The sequence below is a fragment of the Pseudomonas sp. N40(2020) genome, from assembly GCF_014472415.1.
Lineage (GTDB): Bacteria > Pseudomonadota > Gammaproteobacteria > Pseudomonadales > Pseudomonadaceae > Aquipseudomonas.
Genome location: NZ_JACSZV010000019.1, coordinates 88,301 through 112,392 on the forward strand (window position 1 = coordinate 88,301; position 24,092 = coordinate 112,392).

The following is a 24,092-nucleotide window of genomic DNA, read 5'->3' on the forward strand; positions in this document are numbered from 1 at the left end:
AGGGCAGTTGAAGGTGCAAATCAGTGACCGGGCGCGGTTTGCCGCCAGGCCTGGGAACGGCGCAGCAAGCCGCGCGAAGCCCACGCCAGCAGCAAGGACACGCCCGCCGAAGTGAACAGAATCAGGGTCGACATCGCCGCCGCGCCGCCGACGTTGCCGGCGTCATCCATGTTCAGCACCGCCACCGCCGCGAGGATGGTGTCGGGGCTGTAGAGGAAGATCGCCGCCGACACGGTGGTCATCGCCGAGACGAACAGGTAGCGCACGATGTCGAGCAGCGCCGGCAGGCAGATCGGCACGGTCACACGCAGGTAATGCCGGTACAGCGGCGCCTTGAGCGACAGCGCGGCGGCTTCGAACTCGGCGTCGAGCTGACGCAGCGCGGTGGTCGCGGTCATTTGTGCGGTGGTCAAATAATGCGCAATGGTGCAGACGATCAGCAGCGTCATCGTCCCGTACAGCACGTGCAGCGGGTTGCCGGTCAGGTTGAAAAAGAAGACGTAACCCAGACCGAGCACCAGCCCCGGCACCGCCATCGGCACAAAACTGAGCATGCGCAGGGCCAGGTTGAGGCCGCGTTGGGTGCGGGTCTTTTCCATCAGATACGCGCCAGTGAAGATCAGCACACTGCCGATCAGCGCCGTGCCCAGCGCCATCTTCAAACTGTTGCTGTAGGCCAACCATCCACCGCCGGCGGTTTCGTTGAACTGGTAGTGGTTAAGCGACAGCGACAGGTTGTACGGCCAGAACTTCACCAGCGACGAAAACACCGCCATGCCGAACACCAGCAGCAATGCCGCGCAGATCAGCAGGACGGTTACCAGATAGCAGCCATCGCGCAGTTTCGACGGTGCCGGTTTGAACACCTGAGCGCGGCCACTCATGGAATCGCCGTGACGTCGACGCAACCACGCATCGACGCCGAAGCTGAACAGCGCTGGCAGCAACAGCACCATGCCGATCAACGCGCCGCGACCGAATTGCTGCTGGCCGACCACGGCTTTGTAGGCTTCCAGCGCCAGCACCTGATAGTCGCCACCGACCACCACGGGCACGCCGAAATCGGTGATGGTCAGGGTGAACACCAGACAGAATGCGGCGAACACAGCCTGCCGGGTTGCCGGCCAAGTGATGCTGCGAAACGCCTTGGCCGGGCTGGCGCCCATGCTCGACGCCGCATCGAACAGCCGCGCATCGGCCAGCGACAGCGCCGAGAGCAAAATCATCAGCGCATGGGGAAAGGTGTAAATCACCTCACCCAGCACAATCCCCCAGAAGCCGTAGATGTTGTCCGAGAGCAACCCGCGCAACATGCCCTGATTGCCGAATAGATAAACCAGCGCAATCCCCGGCAGCATCGATGGCGCCATCAGCGGCAGCAGGGAAATCCCGCGCCAGATGCCCTTGGCCGGAATCAATGTGCGTTGCAGGGCGTAGGCAAACAGGTAGGCCAGCGGTACGACGATGGCCGCAACGCTGAGGGAAACTTTCAGGCTGTTGCCGAGCAGCCAGTGGAAATTCTCGCTGCTCACCAGCTCCTTCGCCGCGACCCAGCCACCGCCCTGCCCCGCTTCGCTGCTGAAGCCACGCCAGAAGATCGCCAGCAACGGCAACAGCACCGCAACGCCGAGCAACACCAGCAGCAAGAGTTTGCCGCCGACCACAAAAATCCGGTCGCCGACTTCGGCACGGGAAGTCTGCCGCACCTGCTTGTGCGGTAGCGGCAGCGCGAGGTTGCTGTTCATCAGGCAAACACCTGCAAGCTGCGCGGCGGCAACGCGACCATGATCTGCTGGGCGCCGAGGCGCGGCATGGCTTCTGGCGCCAGTTCGGCGAGTAGCGCATGGCCCGGCAGTTGATCGAGTTCGAAGCTCATACGGCAGCGATTGCCGAGGAAGGTGATCTCGCGCACCTTGGCCGGGAACAGATTTTCCTCATGCACCAGCGGATTGACGCTGATCGCTTCCGGGCGGCAGAAAAGTCGACCCGAGGCGCCGCTGACGCTGCCATCAGCCAGACGCACATCCATCCCGCCAACCCGGGCGTGGCTGTCGCTGCTGCGCTGGAATGGCAGCCAGTTGCCCTGACCGACAAACTCCGCCACAAACGGCGTAGCCGGGCGGTTGTAGATTTCCTGCGGGGTGGCGTACTGCTCGACGCGGCCGTTGTTCATCACGGCGATACGGTCTGCCATCAGCATGGCTTCGTCCTGATTGTGGGTGACCATCAGGGTGGTGATGCCGAGGTTGCGTTGCAGCTGGCGCAGCTCGGTGCACAGATGCTCGCGCACCCGGGCGTCGAGGGCCGACATCGGCTCATCGAGCAACAACAGCGACGGTGCCGGCGCCAAGGCACGGGCCAGGGCAACCCGTTGCTGTTGGCCGCCGGACAACTGGCCCGGGTACTTTTTCTCACTGCCGGTGAGGCCGACCAGCTCAAGCATCTCACCCACCCGGCGGCGCACTTCATCGCGACCGCTGCCGGCGAGGCCGTAGGCAATGTTCGCTTCGACGGTCAGATTGGGGAACAGCGCGTAGGACTGGAACAGAATCCCGTAGTCCCGGGCTTGCGGGGCGAGGTGCGAGACGTCGCGGTCGCCGAGGTACAACTCGCCGCTGTCCTGTTTTTCCAGCCCGGCGATGCAGCGCAGCAGCGTGGTTTTACCGCAACCCGAGGGGCCGAGCAGACAGACCAGCTCGCCGGCCGCGACGTCGAGGGAGACGTTATCCAGCGCAGTGAACGCGCCAAAGCGCTTCTGCACGCCGCGCACTTTCATCGGCGCACCGGGGTTGGTCAGGGCAGTTGCGATTGCAGGATTCATGGGACAGACCTCATCAAGCAGATGAGGCCAATCCTAGAGTTGTAATGCGTCCGTCATGTGGCAGTGAGGCAAAAACGGCTGATAGTGGTATTCGGGGATTTGGGTTCACCCCCGATCAACAGATCGTTCCCACGCTCTGCGTGGGAATGAAGCCCGGGTAAGCCCGGCCAACCGCACTCAGCGGCACCTGCACAGGCGCCGCTGAGTGCGTTGATCACTCCGTCGGCACTAACTTATCCAACACCCGATTGACCGCCAGCTCTGCCAGCATCACCACTTGGGCGATGCCTTGCAGGGTTTTGCGGTGCGTGCCTTCAACCATTGCCACATGGTTGTGCAGCAACACGATGGCCGAGCCGAGGGTTTCACTGGCGTCCGCGATAAGGGATTCGGTGTCGGCCTCGGGGTGCGCCATGTACAGGGTGTTGGGTTTATAGGGCGCGGCCATGATGGCTGCAGTTGGCGGGCCGAGATAGTGGTCGAGGGCGCGCTCGGCGGCTTCGTGGAATTTCTTTGAATCGGGCGATTCGTAGGGGGAGCCCGGGTCGGTGACCGGCGGGTTTGGCGTTGGTTTAATCATCTTCAGGTTCCGAAATTAAGCTGGAACCGCTTCTCTGCTAAAAGAAGGGGTGGCAGCTGAACGCAGGTTAGCAGACCGGGGAACCTAAGGAAGCCGGCGCGCCGAAGCGCCCTGCGCACAGCCGCCATCGAGTGCAGGCACGGAGCCTGACTGATGATGTATGTGCACCCTTAGATTAACCACGGGCTGCTAAACCCGATCACTGGGAATGAGTGATGCGAACCAAGTTACGCAGCCCGCCCAAGGCGCACAAGCCGGCGGATTCTGGTGCATGCGTAGGCAGCGGCGCAAGGATTTGTAGGCTGTCGGGCGTAACACCGAGTGTCTTTAAACACCTGTGCTGGAAAGGGTTTATTGCACTACAGGGATTGTGGATTTGCCTGTCGGATTTTGCTGCGGCGACTGACGCCTTCGCGAGCAGGCTCGCTCCCACAGGGGATTTTGGGTGTTTACAAATTATGTGTTCACCACAGACCCTATGTGGGAGCGAGCCTGCTCGCGAAGAGGCCCGGCCATTCACCGCAGCATTCAGGCCGGAGACATCTCCTGCGCCAACCCCAAAAACGCCGCCGGCAACCGCGCACTCTTGCGCTCCTTGAGGCAGTACAGATATTCGGGAATCTGCGGCGCATTCTCGATGGTCAGCACGCGCAACTGCGGATCATGCGGCACTTCCTGGCGGGCAATGATGCTGATACCGATGTTGCGCAGCACCGCTTCACGAATCGACTCGCGGCTGCCGATCTCCAGCAACGGGCCGAAACTCACGCCCGCGCCAGCCAATAGCTCTTCGGTCAACCGCCGAGTGGTCGAACCGGTTTCGCGCATCAGCAAGGTATGCCCGGCCAGTGCGTTCAACGTCACATGCTCATGCACCGCCAACGGATGATTGCGATGCACCGCCAGCACCAGCGGATCGGTGCCGAGCACCCGGCGAATCAGCCGCGCGTCATCGAGCAACTGCGATGACGCGGCGACGTCCACCCGGTAATCCTCAAGCGCTTCCAGCACCTGCTGCGAGTTGCCGATTTCCACCGACACTTCCACCTGCGGCAGACGCTCGCGGAAGGTCTTCACCAGATCAAGGATGTAATACGGCGCGGTGGCGGCGATGCGCAGCGTGCCTTGCACCTGGCCGCTGTTGCGCAGGAAGAACTCGATATCGGCCTCCTGCTGCAACAGCGCCTTGACCATCGGCAGCAACCGCGCGCCTTCGTCGCTGACGCTGAGGCGGCGGCCGCCACGGTAGAACAGCTCTACCGAATACTGGCTTTCCAGATTGCGGATCTGCGTGGTCACGGTCGGTTGGCTGAGGCCGAGTTTCTTCGCCGCCAGGGTGATGCTGCCCAAGCGGGCCACCATGTAAAACGCCTTCAGCTCGGCACTCAGCACACCCGTTCCTCTCTTCTATTTGCGCAGCAGGCGCAACCCGTTGAACACCACCAGCAGGCTCACGCCCATGTCGGCAAACACCGCCATCCACATGGTGGCGAGTCCGGCGAAGGTTACTCCAAGGAAGATCGCTTTGATCACCAGTGCCAACGCGATGTTTTGTTTCAGGATGCTCGCAGTGTCGCGCGACAGGCTGATGAATGCCGGGATCTTGCGTAGATCATCGTCCATCAGGGCGACATCAGCGGTTTCAATCGCGGTGTCGGTGCCGGCGGCGGCCATGGCAAAACCGATCTCGGCGCGGGCCAGCGCCGGGGCGTCGTTGATGCCGTCGCCGACCATGCCGACGCGATGACCTTTACCGTAAAGCTCTTCAATTGCTTGCAGCTTGTCGGTCGGCAGCAAGTCGCCCTTGGCCTGATCGATGCCGACCTGCGCAGCAATCGCCTGCGCGGTGTGGACGTTGTCACCGGTCAGCATCAGGGTTTTCACGCCCAGTGCATGCAACTGACGGATCGCCTCGCGGCTGGTCTCCTTGACGGTGTCGGCCACAGCAAACAACGCCAGCGGGCCGGACTTGTCGAGCAGCAACACCACCGACTTGCCCTGTTTCTCCAGCGCGAACAGCTTTTCTTCCAGTGCCGGCGAGCAAAGGCCCAGCTCTTCAACCAGGCGATGGTTGCCCAAGTGATAGGTCTGGCCGTTGATATCACCCTTCACGCCACGCCCGGCCAGCGCTGCGAAGTTATCCACAATCAGCGCGGCGAAGTTTTTATCCACAGCATTCTTAGCGATGGCCAGCGACACCGGGTGGTCGGAGCGACCGGCCAGTGCGGCAGCAATTGCCGGGGCCGTGGCGTCGGCGGTCGGGTCGAGGGACACGTAGTCCGTCTGCACGGGTTTGCCGTGGGTGATCGTCCCGGTTTTATCCAGCGCCAGATAGTCGAGCTTGAAACCGCCCTCCAGGTACACGCCGCCCTTGACCAGAATGCCTTTGCGCGCCGCCGCCGCGAGGCCGCTGACGATGGTCACAGGAGTGGAAATCACCAAGGCACATGGGCACGCGACCACCAGCAACACCAGCGCGCGGTAGATCCAGTCGAACCACACGGCGCCCATAAACAGCGGCGGAATGATCGCCACGGCCAAGGCCAATACGAACACCACTGGGGTGTAGATGGTCGAGAATTGATCGACGAAGCGCTGGGTCGGTGCGCGTGCGCCTTGTGCCTGTTCGACGGCGTGGATGATCCGCGCCAGGGTCGAGTTGTTCGCCGCCGCGGTGACCGCGTATTCCAGCGAACCGGCCTGGTTGATGGTGCCGGCGAAGACTTTGTCGCCCACGGCTTTCTCAACCGGCAGGCTTTCACCGGTGATCGGCGCTTGGTCAATAGTTGAGTTGCCGCTGACGACTTCGCCGTCCAGCGCAATGCGCTCGCCGGGTTTCACCCGCACGCGGGCACCGAGTTCGACGCTTTTCACCTCCTGTTCGAGCCAAGTGCCGTCGGCCTGCTGCACTGTGGCCTGTTCCGGGGTCATCTGCATCAACCCGCTGATGGCGTTGCGGGCGCGGTCCAGCGAGCGCGCCTCGATCAACTCGGCCACAGTGAACAGGAACATCACCATCGCCGCTTCCGGCCACTGGCCGATGAGGATGGCGCCGGTCACCGCGATACTCATCAGCGCATTGATGTTGAGGTTGAGGTTCTTGAGGGCGATCCAGCCCTTTTTGTAGGTGGTCAGGCCGCCGCTGAGGATCGACACCAGCGCAATGATCGCCACCACCCAGGTCGGCGCGGCGTTGGTGAAGTGGATCACTTCCGCCACCAGAGCACCGACGCCGGACAACGCCAGCGGCCACCAGTGTTTTTTCACTGGCGCGGGGGCCGGAGCTTCGACGCCAGCCTCCACCGGCTCGGCGTGCATGCCGAGGGATTTGATCGCCTCGGTGATCGGCTCGGTGCCCGCCAGCGTGTGGGTCACGCCGAGTACGCGGTTGATCAGGTTGAATTCCAGCTGTTCAACGCCGGCCAGTTTGCCGAGCTTGTTCTGGATCAGCGTCTGCTCGGTCGGGCAGTCCATCGCCTCAATGCGGAAACTGCTCAGCCGGGCGTCCGCGCTTTTCGCCTCGCTCAGTTGCACCAGCGCAGGCGCGGTCGCTTTCGTCGAGCAGCATGAATCTGCGCTCGTTTGAACTGGCGCAGGCGCAGCGGCTTTCGACCCGCAGCAGGAATCGCCGCCATGGTCGTGCTTATGCACAGGCTGCAATTTTGGGCTGTGGTTATGATCGTGCCCGTCGCCGGGCTTGTGGGTGTGCTGGGAATCGCTCATTGGTCGCGTCCATGAAGGTGCCTGTTGCCAAGTAAAGACCCTGTAGCCACTATAGGGTCAAGCACCCTTTTGGAGATTGTCGTCATGAAGATCGGAGAACTGGCCAAACTGACCGATTGCGCCGTGGAAACCATCCGCTACTACGAGCGCGAAAACCTGCTGCCGGAACCGGCCCGCAGCGACGGCAACTACCGCGTCTACACCCAGGCCCACGCCGAACGCCTGACCTTCATCCGCAACTGCCGCACCCTCGACATGACCCTCGAAGAAATCCGCAGCCTGCTGGCCATGCGTGACAGCCCGCAGGATCAGTGTGAAAGCGTGAACACGTTGATCGACGAGCACATCCAGCATGTGAAGGCGCGGATTGATGGGTTGTTGGCGTTACAGACACAGTTGCTCGACCTGCGCCAACGCTGTGGCGAAGGGCCGGGGGCCGATCAATGCGGGATTTTGCAGCGACTGGAAGTGAGTGGCGGGGTGGTGGCGACGGAGGTTGAGCATTCCCATGTGGGCCGCAGTCATGGTCATTAGCAGCGATGGCTCGTTCCCACGCAGAACGTGGGAACGATCGGTACCGACTAGACCGCCATCGGCGCGGTCATTGGCGCGTGGTGCTCATAACCTTCCAGCGAGAAGTCGCTCGGCTCGACCAGCTCCAGCCATTCCGGCTGATACACGCCCGTCTTGGCAAACTCCGGCACACGATCCGAGATTTTCAGTTTCGGCATGGCGAAAGGCTCGCGCTTGAGCTGTTCGTTGAGCATGTCCAGGTGGTTTTCGTAGACGTGGGCGTCACCAATGAAATAGGTGAACCAGCGCGGCGTGTAGCCGGTCAGGCGACCAATCAGGCTCAGCAGCGCGGCGCCTTCGGTGAGGTTGAACGGCGTGCCCAGGCCCAGATCGTTGGAGCGGATGTAGAGGGTCAGGGAAATTTCCTTGGTCTCGACATTCGGGTGGAACTGGTACAGCAGATGGCATGGCGGCAGGGCCATTTCATCGAGCTGGGCGCAGTTCCAGCCGTGGAACAGGATGCGGCGGCTGCCCGGATCCTTGATGATCGTGTCGACGCACTGGCGAACCTGATCGATGGCTTTGTAAAGCACGACGTAGGCCTGACCGTCTTCTTCGCCTTGAGCGATCTGCTTGTAACCGTTGCTCAACGTTTGTTCGATGGCCGCTGTGTTGCTCAGCGGGATCTGCTTGTACGCCGGCCATTTGCGCCATTGCACGCCGTAGATTTCGCCGAGATCGTCGTCGCCCTGACGGAACGGGTTGGCCAGCCACTGGGCGTTTTCGTTGGCGTTCTGGTCCCAGACCTTGCAGCCCAGCTCACGGAATTCAGCGGCATTGTTCACGCCACGCAGAAAGCCGCACATCTCGCCGATGGCCGATTTGAAGGCCATCTTGCGGGTGGTGATAGCCGGGAAACCTTCCTGCAGATCGAAACGCAGCATCGCCCCCGGAAAACTGATGGTGTTGATGCCGGTGCGGTTGGCCTGTTTGGTGCCGTTCTGGATGACGTGCGAGACCAGTTCGAGATATTGCTTCATGAGTTACCTGTGTCCTTTGAGCCCCGGCGTCGCGCGCCGGGGTTCGTAGTTTAAGCCGTCGGAGCGAGCGGTGCCGCCGGCGCGCGACGATAGGCCAGCCAGATCAGGAACAGCCCGCCGATGATCATCGGCACGCACAGCACCTGCCCCATGGTCAGCCAGTTCCAGGCCAGATAGCCCAGTTGCGCGTCCGGGACGCGGACGAACTCGACGATGAAACGGAAGATGCCGTAGAACAGCGCGAACATGCCGGAAACCGCCATGGTCGGGCGCGGCTTGCGCGAGAAAATCCACAGGATCAGGAACAGCGCCACGCCTTCGAGCGCGAACTGATACAGCTGCGACGGGTGACGCGGCAGTTGTGCCGGATCGCTGAATGGCGGGAAGACCATGGCCCACGGCACGTCAGTCGCCTTGCCCCACAATTCGGCGTTGATGAAGTTGCCGATACGTCCGGCGCCCAGACCGATCGGCACCATCGGCGCGACGAAGTCCATCAGCTGGAAGAACGACTTGCCATTGCGCTTGCCGAACCACAAGGCCGCCAGCATCACACCGATGAAACCGCCGTGGAACGACATGCCGCCCTTCCACACTTCGAAAATCAGCGTCGGGTTGGCCAGGTAAGCGCTCAGGTCGTAGAACAGCACATAGCCCAGACGTCCGCCGACAATCACGCCCATCGACAGCCAGAAGATCAGATCGGAGAGCTTCTCCTTGGACCAGGTCGGGTCGAAGCGGTTGAGCCGGCGCGACGCCAGCAGCCACGCACCGCCGATGCCGATCAGGTACATCAGGCCGTACCAGTGGATTTTCAGCGGACCGATGGCCAGGGCCACCGGGTCGATCTGCGGGTAAGGCAGCATTGCGACTCCTCGTTAGAGTTGAAAGCAGAATTCCCGGGCGACGCTGCCACCTCAGGATTAAGTCAGTATTGCGACGCGATCAAAGCAAAAAGCTTAAACCCACGGTGAACAGCAAAGCGGCGAACAGTCTTTTCAGCAAGCGCGGCGACAATTTGTGCGCCAATCGCGCGCCGATACGGGCGAATACCATGCTGGTCAGAGCGATGCCCAACAGCGCCGGCAAATAGACAAAACCGAGACTATGGGCCGGCAGCAACGGATCATGCCACCCCAGAATCATGAAACTTAATGCACTGGCCAGGGCGATCGGCAAACCGCAGGCCGAAGATGTCGCCACGGCCTGCTGCATCGGCACGCTGCGCCAGGTCAGGAACGGCACGGTCAGCGAGCCGCCGCCAATGCCGAAAATCGCCGACGCCCAGCCAATCACACTGCCGGCCACGGTCAGACCGAGTTTGCCCGGCACGGTTCGGCTGGCCTTGGGTTTGACGTCCAGCGCCAACTGCACAGCGATCACCAGGGCGAAAACACCGATGATTTTTTGCAGGTTGGGCCCGGAAATCGCTTCGGCCGTCAGCGCACCAAAACCGGCGCCGAGCAAAATGCCCACGGTCATCCACATGAAGATCGGCCAGCGCACCGCGCCGCGACGATGGTGCTCACGCACCGCGTTGACCGAGGTGAAGATGATCGTCGCCAGCGACGTGCCCACCGCCAGGTGGGTGAGAATCGACTGGTCAAAGCCCTGCAAGGTAAAACTGAACACCAGCACCGGGACAATGATGATCCCGCCACCGACCCCGAACAGCCCGGCCAGCACGCCCGCACAGGCGCCCAGCGCCAGATAGAGCAGAAATTCCATGACCGTCTCCCAGACGCATCCCCAAAACCGGAGCGGTATGGTAACGGATGCATGGCCTCCTGCTCCACTTGCGATGGATGCACGGACGCCGGATGCGTAGAGTGGGCAAAAAACACACAAGGACCACCTTATGTGCCTGATTGTTTTTGCCTGGCGCCCGGGCCATGCCCAGCCGCTGATCGTCGCGGCCAACCGTGACGAGTTCTACGCCCGGCCGAGCCTGCCGCTGGCGCAATGGCCGGAAGCGCCGCAGGTGCATGCCGGGCGTGATCTTGAGGCCGGTGGGACCTGGCTGGGGATTGGCGCCAATGGGCGTTTTGCCGCACTGACCAATATTCGTGATCCGCATCAGCCGCCGGCGCGCAAATCGCGGGGTGAGTTGGTGGCGCGGTTTCTCACCGGTGATCTGTCGATTGATGATTATTTGATCGATGTGGTCGGTCGCTCGCCGGAATACGCCGGGTTCAATCTGCTGCTCGGCAACAGCCATGAGCTGTGGCATTTCAATGCGCGGATGTCGGAGCCGGTGATGCTCGCGTCGGGTGTCTACGGGCTGTCCAATGCCGGGCTGGATACGCCGTGGCCGAAGTTGCTCAAGGCCAAGGCCGCGTTGGGCGCAGTGCTTGAAGATCCGCAGCCTGAACGCTTGATGGGATTGTTAAGCGATGCGCAGACGGCGCCATTCAACGAGTTGCCGGATACCGGCGTGGGCCTGGCAACTGAATCATTGCTGTCGAGTGTGTTTATTGCCAGCCAGAGTTACGGGACGCGGGCGAGTACGGCGTTGATTGTGCAGGCGGATGGGACGCGGCGGATGGTGGAGCGCAGTTTTGGGCCGTATGGGGGGCATTTGGGCGAGGTGGAAATTCTGGTTTAGGCGGCGTTTTTACTGACGCCATCGCTGGCAAGCCAGCTCCCACAAGTGTCTCGGGTGTCCACAAATGTCGTGTTCACTGACGATCCCTGTGGGAGCTGGCTTGCCAGCGATGAGGCCATCAGCCTTTTAGAGGGCCTTGATGACCGCCGGCGGATTGATCTTCGACAACCCAAGGTTCTTCAGCGCCAATTGCAGCGAGCTGTGGATAACTTGAGGGTTGTCGATAGTCATCAACTCCGCCAGCAATTCCTGGGCCTTGCTCAGGTTCACCTGGCGAAGCATCCACTTCACCTTCGGCAAGTTGGTGGCGTTCATCGACAGGCTGTCGAAGCCCATCGCCATCAACAGCACTGCCGCCGCCGGATCACCGGCCATCTCGCCGCAGATACTCACGGGTTTGCCTTCGGCATGGGCGTCGCGCACCACGTTCTGCAAGGCTTGCAGCACGGCCGGGTGCAGGTAGTCGTAGAGGTCGGCCACCCGCGGGTTGTTGCGGTCAACCGCCAGCAAGTATTGAGTCAGGTCGTTGGAGCCCACCGAGAGGAAGTCCACCTGCCGCGCCAGTTCCTTGGTTTGATACACCGCTGCCGGAATCTCGATCATCACGCCAATCGGCGGCATCGGCACGTCGGTGCCTTCGTCGCGCACTTCGCCCCAGGCCCGGTGGATCAGGTGCAGGGCTTCTTCGAGTTCGTGGGTGCCGGAGATCATCGGCAGCAGAATCCGCAGGTTGTTCAAGCCTTCGCTGGCCTTGAGCATCGCGCGGGTCTGCACCAGGAAGATTTCCGGGTGATCGAGGGTGACGCGAATGCCGCGCCAGCCGAGGAACGGGTTGTCTTCCTTGATCGGGAAGTACGACAGCGACTTGTCACCGCCGATGTCGAGGCTGCGCATGGTCACCGGTTGCGGATGGAACGCGGCGAGCTGTTCGCGGTAGATCGCCAGTTGTTCCTTCTCGCTCGGGAAGCGCTGGTTGATCATGAACGGCACTTCGGTGCGGTACAGACCGACGCCTTCGGCGCCGCGCTTCTGCGCCCGCGCCACGTCCGCCAGCAGGCCGGTGTTGACCCACAGCGGCATGCGGTGGCCATCGAGGGTTACGCACGGCAGGTCGCGCAGGGTGTCGAGCCCCAGCGCCAGCTGTTTCTCTTCTTCCACCACCTCGGAGAACTGCTTGCGCAGCACGTCGCTGGGGTTGGTGTAGACCTCGCCGCGCGTGCCATCGACGATCATCTCGATGCCGTCGACCTTGGCGTACGGCAGGTCAACCAGACCCATCACCGTCGGAATGCCCATGGCCCGGGCCAGAATCGCGACGTGGGAGTTACCCGAGCCGAGTACCGACACCAGACCGACCAGCGTGCCCTCCGGCACCTCGCCGAGCATGGCCGGCGTCAGCTCTTCGCTGACCAGAATGGTTTTTTCCGGGTAGACCAGATTCTGCTGACGCTCTTCCTGCAAGTAGGCGAGCAGGCGGCGGCCGAGGTCTTTGACGTCCGACGCGCGTTCACGCAGGTAGGCGTCGTCCATCAGTTCGAAACGGTTGACGTGCTCGGTGACCACTTGGCGCAGTGCGCCCTGAGCCCATTGGCCGGTCTTGATCACGGTGGTTATTTCGCTGCCCAGCGAGGCATCGTCGAGCATCATCAGGTAGACGTCGAACAGCGCGCGCTCTTCCGGGCGCAGCTGGGTTGCCAGTTTGGCGGACAACGCGCGCATGTCGGCGCGCACGCCTTCGATGGCGGTCTTGAACAGCCCCAGCTCAGCATCGATGTCGGTGATGGTCTTGTCCGGCACCACGTCCAGATCGGCTGGCGGCAGCATGACCACTGCGGTACCCACTGCCGCGCCTGGCGAACCCGGTACGCCGACGAACTTGGCTTCCTGAATGCCTTTGCCCTGACGGCCCAGGCCACGGATCGAACCGGTGGCCTCGGCGTGGGCGATAACGCCGGCGAGCTGCGCGCTCATGGTCACGAGGAAGGCTTCTTCACCTTCATCGAACTGGCGGCGTTCTTTTTGCTGGATGACCAACACGCCGACAACGCGGCGGTGGTGAATGATCGGTGCGCCAAGGAATGAAGCGTAGCGCTCCTCGCCTGTTTCGGCGAAGTAGCGATAGCGCGGGTGATCCGCGGCGTTTTCAAGGTTCAGGGGTTCTTCACGCGTGCCGACCAGACCGACCAGACCTTCGTTGGGTGCCATGCTGACCTTGCCGATCGAGCGCTTGTTCAAGCCCTCGGTGGCCATCAGGACGAAGCGATTGGTCTCGGGATCAAGCAGGTAGACCGAGCAGACCTGGCTGCCCATGGCCTCTTTGACGCGCAACACAATAATCCCCAACGCCGCCTTGAGATCCTTGGCGGAGTTAACTTCCTGGACGATCTTGCGCAGCGTATTGAGCATGGCTCGGGGTCGAACTCCGTCGTCAGTCGCGCGCTAAAAGGCGCGGGGCAAGCTCTTTGAGGGCGCGGCGATACACCTCGCGCTTGAATGTCACCACCTGGCCCAACGGATACCAATAGCTGACCCAGCGCCAGCCATCGAATTCCGGTTTACCGGTCAAATCCATCCGCACCCGCTGCTCGTTGGAGATCAGGCGCAGGAGAAACCATTTCTGTTTCTGGCCGATGCACAGCGGTTGGCTGTGGGTACGCACCAGACGTTGCGGCAAACGATAGCGCAACCAGCCCCGAGTACAGGCGAGTATTTCAACATCTTCACGTTCCAGGCCAACTTCTTCGTTCAGCTCGCGGTACAAGGCGTCTTCCGGCGTCTCTTCGGGGTTGATTCCCCCCTGCGGAAACTGCCAGGCATCTTGATTGATACGGCGAGCCCATAGCACCTGGCCGGCGTCATTCGTCAGAATGATCCCGACATTGGGACGGAAACCATCGGGGTCGATCACGGCAACAACCTCGCAAACGCATGTCGCCGCATTGTTCCACAAAGCTTGATAAGGCGGCAACGAAGGTTCCTACCTTATGTGCACTCTTGTGAAAAGACCGTATTCTTGTCGCCTTTTTACTGACTTATCAGCGGGTAACTGCAATGCGCCTGGCACTCTTCGATTTGGACAACACCCTTCTGGGCGGCGACAGCGATCACGCTTGGGGCGACTATCTGTGCGAACGCGGCTTCCTCGACCCGATCGCATACAAGGCGCGCAACGACGAGTTCTATCAGGATTACCTGGCCGGAAAGCTGGATAACGCTGCTTACCTGAACTTCTGCCTGGAGATCCTCGGCCGCACCGAAATGGCCGTGCTCAATCAATGGCACAGCGACTACATGCGCGATTGCATCGAGCCAATCGTGCTACCCAAGGCGCTGGAACTGCTGAAAAAGCACCGCGATGCCGGCGACAAACTGGTGATCATCACCGCGACCAACCGCTTCGTTACCGCGCCGATTGCCGTGCGTCTGGGCGTTGAAACCCTGATCGCCACCGAGTGCGAGATGATCGACGGTCGTTACACCGGACGCAGCACCGACATTCCGTGCTTCCGCGAAGGCAAGGTGACGCGCCTGAATCGTTGGCTGGCAGAGACTGGTTTTTCGCTGGATGACAGCTATTTCTACAGCGACTCGATGAATGATTTGCCGTTGCTGGAGCAGGTGGCGAACCCGGTGGCGGTGGATCCGGACCCGAATCTGCGCGCTGAAGCCGAGAAGCGTGGCTGGCCGGTCATCACGCTGCGCGACTGATTACGCCATCGCTGGCAAGCCAGCTCCCACAGATTTCTCAGTTGTCCGCATAATCTGTGTTCACTGAAAATCCCTGTGGGAGCTGGCTTGCCAGCGATTGGCTCGACTCGGTCTCAAGCCTTAAACCGGCTTGGCCCCCATCAACCCCGCAATGGCGAGAAACCCGACGCCGCTGACAATCGCCAGCGCCAGATTGAATGTCCGGTTGCCAACCCCTGTTGTCCACAGCCGATTCAGCCGAACAAGCAGCCAGACCGCACTGAACGTGGCCACGGCATAGATCACGCTGGAACCCAGAATCCACAACTGCCCCAACGGCCAGCCCACCAGGTGTACCAACCACCAGCCGGTGAACGGCATGCTGAACATGCCGAGCAACATCAAACACCAGACGAACAACCACGGACGCTGCATCGTGCTCGCCGGCCCTTCGCTGCGATTACGCCAGGAAAGCGCGGCGAGCCCCAGCCCGCTCACCAGGATCACCACGGTAGCCGCGACGTGAAGGACTTTCAGGGTGGTCAGGGTTTCCATGTGTTTCTCTTCCTTGGGTCATGCCCATCAGCGTAGCCGTTCAGCCAAGAAACAGCTGATAGGCCGGGTTCTCGCTTTCATCCCAGTATGGGTAGCCGATTTCCTCGAGCGCCGCCGGCACCAGATGACGTTCGTCATGGGGTACTTGCAGGCCTGCGACCACCCGGCCATCCGCCGCACCGTGGTTGCGGTAGTGGAACATCGAGATGTTCCAGCGCCCGCCGAGCTTGTTGAGGAAGTTGAACAGCGCACCCGGACGCTCCGGAAACTCGAAGCGGAACACCACTTCATCGATCACATGCGCCGCGTGGCCGCCGACCATGTGGCGAATATGCAGCTTGGCCAGTTCGTTGTCGGTCAGGTCGAGCACCGGGAAGCCTTGCTCGGTCAGGCTCGCCAGCAATGCGCTGCGCGGGTCGTTTTCCGGGTGGGTCTGCACACCCACGAAGATGTGCGCTTCGCTGCCGGTGTTGTAGCGGTAGTTGAATTCGGTGATCTGGCGTTTGCCGATGGCCTCGCAGAACGCCTTGAAGCTGCCGGCCTTCTCGGGGATGGTCACGGCGATGATCGCTTCGCGGCCCTCGCCCAGTTCGGCGCGTTCGGCAACGTGACGCAAACGGTCGAAATTGACGTTGGCCCCAGAATCGATGGCGACGAAGGTCTGACCGCTGATGCCGCGCAGTTCGACGTACTTTTTGATCCCGGCCACGCCCAGGGCGCCGGAAGGCTCGGTGATCGAGCGGGTATCGTCGTAAATGTCCTTGATTGCCGCGCAGATCTCGTCGGTGCTGACGGTGATCACTTCATCGACATAGTCTTTGCAGATGTCGAAGGTGTGCTGACCGATCTGTGCCACGGCCACGCCGTCGGCGAAGATGCCCACGGTCGGCAGCACCACGCGCTCACCGGCAGCCATCGCCGCTTGCAGGCAGTTGGAGTCGTCGGGCTCGACGCCGATGACTTTGATGTCCGGGCGCAGGTATTTCACATACGCCGCGATGCCGGCGATCAGACCGCCACCACCAACCGGAACGAAAATCGCGTCCAGCGGCTGCGGGTGCTGGCGCAGAATCTCCATTGCCACGGTGCCCTGCCCGGCAATGGTGTGCGGATCGTCGTAGGGGTGGATGTAGACGTAGCCTTTTTCGTCGACCAGTTTCAGCGAGTAGGCCAGCGCTTCCGGGAACGAATCGCCGTGCAGCACCACTTTGCCGCCGCGCGAACGCACGCCTTCGACCTTGATTTCCGGGGTGGTCTTGGGCATCACGATAGTCGCTTTGACGCCCAGCACTTTCGCCGCCAGGGCCAGACCCTGCGCATGGTTGCCCGCCGACGCGGTGACCACGCCACGGGCGCGCTCTTCTTCGGTCAGCTGGGTCAACTTGTTGTAGGCGCCGCGAATCTTGAACGAGAACACCGGCTGCAAGTCTTCGCGCTTGAGCCAGATGTCATTGCCCAGCCGCTCGGAGAGCTGGCGAGCGTTCTGCAGCGGGGTTTCTACGGCAACGTCATAAACGCGCGAGGTGAGGATCTTTTTGACGTACTGTTCGAGCATCGGAAAGCATCACTGAGCGGGTTGTGCAGGGCCATGGAGTCTAACCCGGCTTTTGCCCGTGCGACCACACTAAACAGTGTGGTCATAACCCGGACACTGGTGATGGAGAACCTTTGTGGTGAGGGGATTTATCCCCGACCGGCGGAGCAGCCGTCGCAAAACTGAGATCAAGTTATTTCTGAAAGAATGCCGGGGGAGCGCTTCGCACTCCATCGGGGATAAATCCCCTCGCCACAGGAGGTTTTAACCAGGCATGGGGCTATAATGCCGGCCTTTCCGTTCTTACCTTGCCCGCTTCCGGAGCCCGCATGACCCAGGATCAACTCAAACAGGCAGTGGCTCAGGCCGCCGTCGACTTCATCCTTCCGAAACTCGACGACAAGAGCATCGTCGGGGTCGGCACCGGCTCCACCGCCAACTGCTTCATCGATGCACTGGCTCAGCACAAGGGTGCGTTCGATGGCGCAGTCGCCAGTTCCGAAGCCACCGCCGCACGCCTGAAGGGCCACGGGATTCCGGTGTATGAGCTGAACACCGTCAGCGACCTGGAGTTCTACGTCGACGGCGCCGATGAAAGCGACGCGCATCTGAACCTGATCAAGGGCGGCGGCGCGGCCCTGACCCGCGAGAAGATCGTCGCGGCCGTGGCCAAGACCTTCATCTGCATCGCCGATGCCAGCAAACTGGTGCCGGTGCTGGGCGAGTTCCCGCTGCCGGTCGAAGTGATCCCGATGGCTCGCAGCCACGTCGCTCGCGAACTGGTGAAACTGGGCGGCGACCCGGTGTACCGCGAAGGCGTGCTGACCGACAACGGCAACATCATCCTCGACGTGTTCAATATGCAGATCACCAACCCGGTGGAGCTGGAAGCGCAGATCAATGCGATTGTCGGTGTCGTCACCAATGGTCTGTTCGCGGCGCGCCCGGCGGATTTGTTGCTGCTGGGAACGAGTGAAGGTGTGAAGACGCTGAAGGCTGAGTAAGCCCCGTCACCCACACATTTGTGGGCAGACGAATAAACCTGTGGGAGCTAGCCTGCTAGCTCCCACAGTGTTTTGTGGTGTTGGTTAGTTCGGCGTTGGTTTTTTGAACACGTAAAACAGATTCGGCTCACTCACCAGATACAACGTCCCGTCGTCATCCATCGCAATGCCTTCCGCCTGCGGCACGGTTTTCTGCAAGCCTTGCCGGCCCTTGCTCAGCGACATGGTGCTGATCGGGCGCCCGTCCACATCCAGCTCCAGAATCAGCCGCGACTCGTCCGACAGCGCCAGCAAATGCCCGCTACGCTCGTCGTATTGCAGGCTCGACAGGTCACGCACGAACATCCCGGCATCGCGCTTGGGATTGTTGATCACGTGCACCGCGTAGGACTTTTCCGGATTGAAGTGAGGAAAGCCGTGCACTTCATAGATCAGCATCAGATCGCGCTCCTTGGCGACGAACAGGCGTTTACCCACCGAGTCGTACGCCAGGCCTTCAAACCCCTTGTTACCCGCCATGTGCACACCGAGGGTCATCTGCTCGGCGTCCGCCGCGTCGAGGAAAGTAGTGTCTTGCTCCAGATGAATCTTGATCAGCCGCTGCAGATGCTCATCGGTGATCACGTAAGTATCGGCGCTGATGAACTCGACCGCCTCCGCGTCGCCGAAGCCAATCAGCGGGATGCGGCGCAGGATCTTGCCCTCCAGCGATAGCTCGACCAGTTCGGAATTCTTGTTGGTCACGGTAAACAGACTTTTGCGCACCGGATCGTAGGTCAGCGCCGACACATCGTCGTCCAGTCCATCAATGACTCGCGCTTCGATGTCCACGCGATACTGATCCAGGCCAATGGCCTCGCTGCTTAGCGGCTGCCATAGGGTGTGCAGGTTGAACCAGCCACGCTCGAACAAACGCATGTATTGGCCGATCGCGATCAACGCGATCAGGGCAATCACCGACAGGATGATGACTATGGGTTTGGGACGGGCAAGTCGACGCATTCGGGCGGGCTCGGAATCAAAACAGGCGGATGAAATATCACGCCCGTCTGAACTGAAGCTTAATGGCCACTTGCCTGCGACGACAACTGCACAATTCTGCAATTGCCGTAGGGAAAGTTACTTCTGTTTTTCGAAGCGATAGAACAGGTTCGGCTCACTGACTATATACAGCGTGCCCGACTCATCCATGGTCACGCCTTCAGCGCGGGGGATGGTCGATTTCAAGCCGTTGAAACCGCCAAGCAAAGTCATGAAGCTGACTTGCTCGCCCTTCTCGTCCAGTTCCAGCAGCAGGTGCGAATCGGCGGAAAGTACCAGCATATGGCCGGTGCGCGGATCAATCGCCAGAGCAGACAGATTGCGGATATCCAGTTCATCACTGGCCAGCTTCTGCTTGTCGCCCTTCAGGGCCTGGCTACCATCACTCTTCCAGGTGAACAGCGCCGGCGGTCGCTCCTCGCCCAGCCACAGTTGCTGATTGCGCGAATCCCAGGTGATGGCTTCGAAAGCCTTGTTCTGGTCTTTCGACGGGCCGAGGTCGTATTTGGGAAAATTGGCGATATTGAGCTCACGGGTGTCAGCATCGACTTTGACAATCGACAGCGTGTGCTGACGCTCGTCGACGATCGCCATCAGGCCGTTTTCCATGACGGTCAGGCCTTCCGGATTGCTCCAGCCCACCAATGGCATCTTGCGCAGCACATCGCCTTGCAGCGTCAGCTCGGCGAGGAACGGGTTTTTGCCCATCACCGAGAACAGGGTTTTGGTTTGCGGGTTGTAAGCCAGGTCCGAAGCTTCGTCCTTCTCCATGCCTGCCAGCGGCTTGGCATCGATCACCGCCCGGTAGTCCGGCAGCCAGATGCTTTCCTTTTGCTCCGCCGTGCTTTCGAAGCGCTCCAGCACCCACAGCACGCCCCGATCATCCCAATGCATGGCGAACGCCAACCCATACGCCGCAGCAATCGCCAACAGCAGCCAAGCATACCAGCGCAGGGCAAAACGTGAGCGGCGAGGGGATTTGAGCTGAGTTTGAGATGACATCGAGGGACGCGTTCCGAAAATTCAGGCTATGGGTAATAGCACAAAGAGGCCGGCTAAGACGCCAGAATTGCGGAAATTATCCAGACGGGATGTGAAAAAAACGGCAAATGGCGCGATTGTCTTGTGATGTCCCCGATCTTAGGGCCACCACAAACCAGTGTGGGAGCGAGCCTGCTCGCGAAAGCGCTGGATCAGTCAACGATTATGTCGACAGATCTGACGCATTCGCGAGCAGGCTCGCTCCCACAGTGTGTATTGCAGTGTTTTGACTAGCGCACGCTGCTGCTGAAGCTGCTGGCGCCAACCAGTTCCAGCACGATGTCGTCGCCGACGTTCAGCGGGCCAACGCCCACTGGCGTACCGGTGAGAATCACGTCACCGGCCTGCAACGAGAAACAGCCGGCCATGTGCTGGATCATCGGCACGATCGGGTTGAGCATAGCGCTGCTGTTGCCGTCCTGGCGGACTTCGCCGTTGATGGTCAAGCGAATGCCGATGTCGGCCAGATCCGCGAAGGTGCTGCCGACCACGAAAGGCGCTAGTACTGCCGCGCCGTCGAACGACTTGGCGATTTCCCACGGCAGGCCCTTGGATTTGAGCTCGGCCTGCTTGTCCCGCAAGGTCAGGTCCAGCGCCGGGGCGAAACCGGAGATCGCGTCCAGCACTTCTTCACGGCTCGGCTTGGTCGACAACGGCTTGCCGATCAACACGGCAATTTCCGCCTCGTAGTGCACCGAACCGCGCTCGGTCGGAATGCTGAAACCGCCGTCCAGCGGCACCACGCAACTGCCCGGCTTGATGAACAGCAGCGGCTCGGTAGGCACCGGGTTGTCCAGTTCCTTGGCGTGTTCGGCGTAATTACGGCCGATGCACACCACTTTCCCGATCGGGAAGTGAATGCGCGTGCCGTCGACGTACTGGTGCTGATAGCTCATTTACCGACTCCTGCCTTCATTGATTCATCAAGAATTACAGATCAAACCGCGAAGATCTTGCCCGGGTTCATGATGCCGTTCGGGTCGAACACCGCTTTGACCGCTTTCATGTATTCGATCTCAGCCGGCGAACGGCTGTAGGTCAAGTAATCGCGCTTGGTCATGCCCACGCCGTGCTCGGCGGAAATCGAACCGTTGTACTTCTCGACGGTTTCGAACACCCATTTGTTGACGGTGGCGCACTTGGCGAAGAACTCGTCCTTGCTCAGGTTTTCCGGCTTGAGGATGTTCAGGTGCAGGTTGCCGTCGCCGATGTGGCCGAACCAGACGATTTCGAAGTCCGGGTAGTGTTCGCCGACGATCGCGTCGATTTCCTTCAAGAACGCCGGCACTTTCGAAACCGTGACCGAGATGTCGTTCTTGTACGGCGTCCAGTGCGAGATGGTTTCGGAGATGTACTCGCGCAGCTTCCACAGGTTCTGCAACTGGGTTTCGCTCTGGCTCATCACGCCGTCCAGTACCCAGCCCTGCTCGACGCAGTGTTCGAAGGTTTCCAGGGCGCTGTTGGCCACTTCTTCAGTGGTCGCTTCAAATTCCAGCAGTGCGTAGAACGGGCAGTCGGTCTCGAACGGTGCCGGCACATCACCGCGGCCCAGCACTTTGGCCAGGGCTTTATCGGAGAAGAATTCGAAAGCGGTCAGGTCGAGCTTGCCCTGGAAGGCATGCAGCACCGGCATGATCGAGTCGAAATCGGCGGTGCCGAGGACCATCGCGGTGAGGTTTTTCGGCGCGCGATCCAGACGCATGGTCGCTTCGACGACGAAACCGAGGGTGCCTTCGGCGCCGATGAACAGTTGCCGCAGGTCGTAACCGGTGGCGTTCTTGATCAGGTCTTTGTTCAGCTCCAGCACATCGCCCTTGCCGGTGACGACTTTCATGCCAGCGACCCAGTTGCGGGTCATGCCGTAGCGAATCACCTTGATCCCGCCGGCATTGGTGCCGATATTGCCGCCAATCTGGCTCGATCCGGCAGAAGCGAAATCCACCGGGTAATACAGGCCATTTTCTTCGGCGACGTTCTGCAAATGCTCGGTGACCACGCCCGGCTGACAAACGGCGGTGCGATCAGTGAGGTTCACGTCGAGAATCTGGTTCATGTAGTCGAACGACACGACCACTTCGCCATTGGCTGCCACCGCAGCGGCGGAAAGCCCGGTACGCCCGCCCGATGGGACCAGCGCGACTTTGTGAGTATTGGCCCAGCGCACAACGGCCTGTACTTGTTCGATGGTCTTGGGGAACACGATGGCGCTGGGCGCCGGGGCGAAGTGCTTGGTCCAATCCTTGCCATACGTGTTCAGGGAGTCGGCGTCGGTCAGGACCTTGCCAGGCTCGACCAGGGTCTTCAGTTCATCAATCAGGGCAGGATTGGTCATCGACAGAACTCTCGAACAATTCATGGTCATCCTGAGAACGCTTCACGTCGCAGGAATGAGTGTTTAGCGGGGTGGCTATGCTAGCATACCGACCCCGCAGAACAGTGCCCAAGGCCAGTTCTGCGGCGACGGCTTTCCTGCCGTTCGGGTCAGCTCCAAGCTGCTCCCCTCCCTGCCATTTTTCTCCGGGATACAGGTTTACGCAGATGAGCAAGACTTCTCTCGATAAGAGCAAGATCAAGTTCCTTCTTCTCGAAGGCGTCCACCAATCGGCTGTCGACGTCCTCAAGGCGGCGGGCTACACCAGCATCGAGTACCTCACAGGTTCTCTGCCGGAAGCCCAGCTCAAGGAAAAGATCGCTGACGCTCACTTCATCGGCATTCGTTCTCGCACCCAACTGACCGAAGAGATCTTCGATCACGCGAAGAAGCTTGTCGCTGTAGGCTGTTTCTGCATCGGCACCAACCAGGTTGACCTCAGTGCAGCCCGCGAGCGCGGCATTGCCGTGTTCAACGCGCCGTACTCCAACACTCGCTCCGTAGCCGAGCTGGTGCTGGCCGAAGCGATCCTGCTGCTGCGCGGCATTCCGGAGAAAAACGCTTCCTGCCACCGTGGCGGCTGGATCAAGAGCGCGGCCAACTCCTTCGAGATCCGCGGCAAAAAACTCGGCATCGTCGGCTACGGCTCGATCGGTACTCAGTTGTCGGTTCTGGCGGAAGGCTTGGGGATGCAGGTGTTCTTCTATGACACCGTGACCAAGCTGCCGCTGGGCAACGCCACTCAGGTCGGCAATCTGCACGAACTGCTGGGCATGTCCGACATCGTCACCCTGCACGTTCCGGAAACCGCTGCGACCCAGTGGATGATCGGCGAGAAGGAAATCCGCGCCATCAAGAAGGGCGGCATCCTGATCAACGCGGCACGCGGCACCGTGGTAGAGCTGGACGCCCTGGCGGACGCGATCAAGGACAAGCACCTGATCGGCGCGGCCATCGACGTGTTCCCGGTGGAGCCACGCTCCAACGACGAAGAGTTCGAAAGCCCGCTGCGTGGCCTCGACAACGTGATCCTGACCCCGCACATCGGTGGTTCGACCGCTGAAGCGCAAGCCAACATCGGTCTGGAAGTGGCGGAAAAACTGGTCAAGTACAGCGACAACGGTACTTCCGTTTCGTCGGTGAACTTCCCGGAAGTGGCCCTGCCGGCTCACCCTGGCAAGCACCGCCTGCTGCACATCCACGAGAACATCCCGGGTGTGATGAGCGAGATCAACAAGGTCTTCGCCGAAAACGGCATCAACATCTCCGGTCAGTTCCTGCAGACCAACGAGAAGGTAGGTTACGTGGTGATCGACGTCGACGCCGAGTATTCGGATCTGGCGCAAGAGAAGCTGCAGCACATCAACGGCACCATCCGTAGCCGCGTGTTGTTCTGATCGAACGCTGAGCGACAAAAAAGGGAGCCCTCGGGCTCCCTTTTTCATGCTCGTGTCCCGTCCTGAATAAGGTTTACACCTTCTGACCCATTCTCAGGAGGGAGTAATGAATACGGGAGAAAGGCGCAGTCAGCGTGATTACACGCTGACCTTTAAATTGTCGGTCGTCGATCAGGTCGA

Annotated in this window: 21 protein-coding genes; 5 read left to right on the forward strand and 16 right to left on the reverse strand. The window is 60.8% G+C overall.

Annotated elements, in window-relative coordinates; all coding sequences use genetic code 11:
* Positions 1-20 precede the first annotated feature (20 nt).
* The 5 genes from IAI51_RS14305 to IAI51_RS14325 all read right to left on the reverse strand — a co-directional run bounded on the left by IAI51_RS14305 (position 21) and on the right by IAI51_RS14325 (position 7,124).
* Positions 21-1,745 carry a putative 2-aminoethylphosphonate ABC transporter permease subunit gene (locus IAI51_RS14305; protein ID WP_187679073.1) on the reverse strand — a complete coding sequence of 575 codons (1,725 nt, stop codon included), beginning with the start codon at positions 1,743-1,745 and terminating at the stop codon, positions 21-23.
* Positions 1,745-2,821: a putative 2-aminoethylphosphonate ABC transporter ATP-binding protein gene (locus IAI51_RS14310; protein ID WP_187679074.1), complete on the reverse strand. Its 1,077-nt coding sequence runs from the start codon at positions 2,819-2,821 to the stop codon at positions 1,745-1,747. Before IAI51_RS14310 ends, IAI51_RS14305 begins: the two co-directional genes overlap by 1 nt.
* Positions 2,822-3,035: 214 nt before the next feature.
* Positions 3,036-3,401, reverse strand: a complete 366-nt coding sequence (locus IAI51_RS14315) for a DUF6124 family protein (RefSeq protein WP_187679075.1) — start codon at positions 3,399-3,401, stop codon at positions 3,036-3,038.
* Positions 3,402-3,929: 528 nt separating this feature from the next.
* Positions 3,930-4,793, reverse strand: a complete 864-nt coding sequence (locus tag IAI51_RS14320) for a LysR family transcriptional regulator (protein ID WP_187679076.1) — start codon at positions 4,791-4,793, stop codon at positions 3,930-3,932.
* Between the two features lie 15 nt (positions 4,794-4,808).
* Positions 4,809-7,124 carry a heavy metal translocating P-type ATPase gene (locus IAI51_RS14325; protein ID WP_187679077.1) on the reverse strand — a complete coding sequence of 772 codons (2,316 nt, stop codon included), beginning with the start codon at positions 7,122-7,124 and terminating at the stop codon, positions 4,809-4,811.
* An 84-nt stretch (positions 7,125-7,208) separates the two neighbouring features.
* Here IAI51_RS14325 and cadR point away from each other — a divergent pair, with 84 nt between their 5' ends.
* Positions 7,209-7,658: a Cd(II)/Pb(II)-responsive transcriptional regulator gene (gene cadR / locus IAI51_RS14330; RefSeq protein ID WP_008088440.1), complete on the forward strand. Its 450-nt coding sequence runs from the start codon at positions 7,209-7,211 to the stop codon at positions 7,656-7,658.
* Between the two features lie 47 nt (positions 7,659-7,705).
* Here cadR and IAI51_RS14335 read toward each other — a convergent pair whose 3' ends face one another.
* From IAI51_RS14335 to IAI51_RS14345, 3 genes are all read right to left on the reverse strand, one after another.
* Entirely contained in the window at positions 7,706-8,677 is a 972-nt protein-coding gene (locus IAI51_RS14335; protein WP_187679078.1) for a thymidylate synthase, read from the reverse strand.
* Positions 8,678-8,727: 50 nt separating this feature from the next.
* Positions 8,728-9,543, reverse strand: a complete 816-nt coding sequence (gene lgt, locus IAI51_RS14340) for a prolipoprotein diacylglyceryl transferase (RefSeq protein ID WP_103304351.1) — start codon at positions 9,541-9,543, stop codon at positions 8,728-8,730.
* Positions 9,544-9,622: 79 nt separating this feature from the next.
* Positions 9,623-10,405 (reverse strand): sulfite exporter TauE/SafE family protein, encoded by a 783-nt coding sequence (locus IAI51_RS14345; protein ID WP_187679079.1) that lies wholly within the window; start codon positions 10,403-10,405, stop codon positions 9,623-9,625.
* Between the two features lie 130 nt (positions 10,406-10,535).
* On the opposite strand from IAI51_RS14345, the gene IAI51_RS14350 reads away from it, so the two are divergent.
* On the forward strand, positions 10,536-11,282 hold the full coding sequence (locus IAI51_RS14350; protein ID WP_187679080.1) for an NRDE family protein: 747 nt from the start codon (positions 10,536-10,538) through the stop codon (positions 11,280-11,282).
* A gap of 126 nt (positions 11,283-11,408) precedes the next feature.
* Here the strand turns inward: IAI51_RS14350 and ptsP are convergent, their stop codons facing one another.
* Both ptsP and IAI51_RS14360 read right to left on the reverse strand, forming a co-directional pair.
* Complete coding sequence (ptsP, locus tag IAI51_RS14355; RefSeq protein WP_187679081.1) at positions 11,409-13,688, reverse strand: phosphoenolpyruvate--protein phosphotransferase; 2,280 nt, start codon at positions 13,686-13,688, stop codon at positions 11,409-11,411.
* Between the two features lie 22 nt (positions 13,689-13,710).
* Positions 13,711-14,190: an RNA pyrophosphohydrolase gene (locus IAI51_RS14360; RefSeq protein WP_003229203.1), complete on the reverse strand. Its 480-nt coding sequence runs from the start codon at positions 14,188-14,190 to the stop codon at positions 13,711-13,713.
* Between the two features lie 143 nt (positions 14,191-14,333).
* Here IAI51_RS14360 and IAI51_RS14365 point away from each other — a divergent pair, with 143 nt between their 5' ends.
* Positions 14,334-14,990 carry an HAD family hydrolase gene (locus IAI51_RS14365; RefSeq protein ID WP_187679082.1) on the forward strand — a complete coding sequence of 219 codons (657 nt, stop codon included), beginning with the start codon at positions 14,334-14,336 and terminating at the stop codon, positions 14,988-14,990.
* A gap of 120 nt (positions 14,991-15,110) precedes the next feature.
* On the opposite strand, the gene IAI51_RS14370 is transcribed toward IAI51_RS14365, so the two are convergent.
* Together IAI51_RS14370 and ilvA are read right to left on the reverse strand one after the other, a co-directional pair.
* Positions 15,111-15,524, reverse strand: coding sequence for a DUF2269 family protein (locus IAI51_RS14370; protein ID WP_187679083.1), 414 nt, complete (start codon positions 15,522-15,524; stop codon positions 15,111-15,113).
* Between the two features lie 40 nt (positions 15,525-15,564).
* The gene (gene ilvA / locus IAI51_RS14375) at positions 15,565-17,079 is read right to left on the reverse strand and encodes a threonine ammonia-lyase, biosynthetic (RefSeq protein ID WP_187679084.1); all 1,515 of its coding nucleotides are present in this window, start codon (positions 17,077-17,079) and stop codon (positions 15,565-15,567) included.
* A gap of 308 nt (positions 17,080-17,387) precedes the next feature.
* On the opposite strand from ilvA, the gene rpiA reads away from it, so the two are divergent.
* Complete coding sequence (gene rpiA, locus IAI51_RS14380; protein WP_100846912.1) at positions 17,388-18,062, forward strand: ribose-5-phosphate isomerase RpiA; 675 nt, start codon at positions 17,388-17,390, stop codon at positions 18,060-18,062.
* An 84-nt stretch (positions 18,063-18,146) separates the two neighbouring features.
* Here rpiA and IAI51_RS14385 read toward each other — a convergent pair whose 3' ends face one another.
* The 4 genes from IAI51_RS14385 to IAI51_RS14400 all read right to left on the reverse strand — a co-directional run bounded on the left by IAI51_RS14385 (position 18,147) and on the right by IAI51_RS14400 (position 22,476).
* Positions 18,147-19,064 carry an SdiA-regulated domain-containing protein gene (locus IAI51_RS14385; RefSeq protein ID WP_187679085.1) on the reverse strand — a complete coding sequence of 306 codons (918 nt, stop codon included), beginning with the start codon at positions 19,062-19,064 and terminating at the stop codon, positions 18,147-18,149.
* Positions 19,065-19,181: 117 nt separating this feature from the next.
* Positions 19,182-20,105, reverse strand: coding sequence for an SdiA-regulated domain-containing protein (locus tag IAI51_RS14390; protein ID WP_187679086.1), 924 nt, complete (start codon positions 20,103-20,105; stop codon positions 19,182-19,184).
* Positions 20,106-20,374: 269 nt separating this feature from the next.
* The gene (locus IAI51_RS14395) at positions 20,375-21,040 is read right to left on the reverse strand and encodes a fumarylacetoacetate hydrolase family protein (protein ID WP_187679087.1); all 666 of its coding nucleotides are present in this window, start codon (positions 21,038-21,040) and stop codon (positions 20,375-20,377) included.
* 41 nt (positions 21,041-21,081) lie between these two features.
* Positions 21,082-22,476, reverse strand: coding sequence for an FAD-binding oxidoreductase (locus tag IAI51_RS14400; RefSeq protein ID WP_187679088.1), 1,395 nt, complete (start codon positions 22,474-22,476; stop codon positions 21,082-21,084).
* A gap of 206 nt (positions 22,477-22,682) precedes the next feature.
* Here IAI51_RS14400 and serA point away from each other — a divergent pair, with 206 nt between their 5' ends.
* On the forward strand, positions 22,683-23,912 hold the full coding sequence (gene serA / locus IAI51_RS14405; protein WP_064116317.1) for a phosphoglycerate dehydrogenase: 1,230 nt from the start codon (positions 22,683-22,685) through the stop codon (positions 23,910-23,912).
* Positions 23,913-24,092: the final 180 nt, after the last annotated feature.

What these genes read in the sequence shown, in the direction of transcription:
- IAI51_RS14305 (WP_187679073.1), bottom strand. Translation starts at nt 1,745, where the DNA reads ATGAACAGCAACCTCGCGCTGCCGCTACCGCACAAGCAGGTGCGGCAG.
- IAI51_RS14310 (WP_187679074.1), bottom strand. Translation starts at nt 2,821, where the DNA reads ATGAATCCTGCAATCGCAACTGCCCTGACCAACCCCGGTGCGCCGATG.
- IAI51_RS14315 (WP_187679075.1), bottom strand. Translation starts at nt 3,401, where the DNA reads ATGATTAAACCAACGCCAAACCCGCCGGTCACCGACCCGGGCTCCCCC.
- IAI51_RS14325 (WP_187679077.1), bottom strand. Translation starts at nt 7,124, where the DNA reads ATGAGCGATTCCCAGCACACCCACAAGCCCGGCGACGGGCACGATCAT.
- cadR (WP_008088440.1), top strand. Translation starts at nt 7,209, where the DNA reads ATGAAGATCGGAGAACTGGCCAAACTGACCGATTGCGCCGTGGAAACC.
- IAI51_RS14335 (WP_187679078.1), bottom strand. Translation starts at nt 8,677, where the DNA reads ATGAAGCAATATCTCGAACTGGTCTCGCACGTCATCCAGAACGGCACC.
- lgt (WP_103304351.1), bottom strand. Translation starts at nt 9,543, where the DNA reads ATGCTGCCTTACCCGCAGATCGACCCGGTGGCCCTGGCCATCGGTCCG.
- IAI51_RS14345 (WP_187679079.1), bottom strand. Translation starts at nt 10,405, where the DNA reads ATGGAATTTCTGCTCTATCTGGCGCTGGGCGCCTGTGCGGGCGTGCTG.
- IAI51_RS14350 (WP_187679080.1), top strand. Translation starts at nt 10,536, where the DNA reads ATGTGCCTGATTGTTTTTGCCTGGCGCCCGGGCCATGCCCAGCCGCTG.
- ptsP (WP_187679081.1), bottom strand. Translation starts at nt 13,688, where the DNA reads ATGCTCAATACGCTGCGCAAGATCGTCCAGGAAGTTAACTCCGCCAAG.
- IAI51_RS14365 (WP_187679082.1), top strand. Translation starts at nt 14,334, where the DNA reads ATGCGCCTGGCACTCTTCGATTTGGACAACACCCTTCTGGGCGGCGAC.
- IAI51_RS14370 (WP_187679083.1), bottom strand. Translation starts at nt 15,524, where the DNA reads ATGGAAACCCTGACCACCCTGAAAGTCCTTCACGTCGCGGCTACCGTG.
- ilvA (WP_187679084.1), bottom strand. Translation starts at nt 17,079, where the DNA reads ATGCTCGAACAGTACGTCAAAAAGATCCTCACCTCGCGCGTTTATGAC.
- rpiA (WP_100846912.1), top strand. Translation starts at nt 17,388, where the DNA reads ATGACCCAGGATCAACTCAAACAGGCAGTGGCTCAGGCCGCCGTCGAC.
- IAI51_RS14385 (WP_187679085.1), bottom strand. Translation starts at nt 19,064, where the DNA reads ATGCGTCGACTTGCCCGTCCCAAACCCATAGTCATCATCCTGTCGGTG.
- IAI51_RS14390 (WP_187679086.1), bottom strand. Translation starts at nt 20,105, where the DNA reads ATGTCATCTCAAACTCAGCTCAAATCCCCTCGCCGCTCACGTTTTGCC.
- IAI51_RS14395 (WP_187679087.1), bottom strand. Translation starts at nt 21,040, where the DNA reads ATGAGCTATCAGCACCAGTACGTCGACGGCACGCGCATTCACTTCCCG.
- IAI51_RS14400 (WP_187679088.1), bottom strand. Translation starts at nt 22,476, where the DNA reads ATGACCAATCCTGCCCTGATTGATGAACTGAAGACCCTGGTCGAGCCT.
- serA (WP_064116317.1), top strand. Translation starts at nt 22,683, where the DNA reads ATGAGCAAGACTTCTCTCGATAAGAGCAAGATCAAGTTCCTTCTTCTC.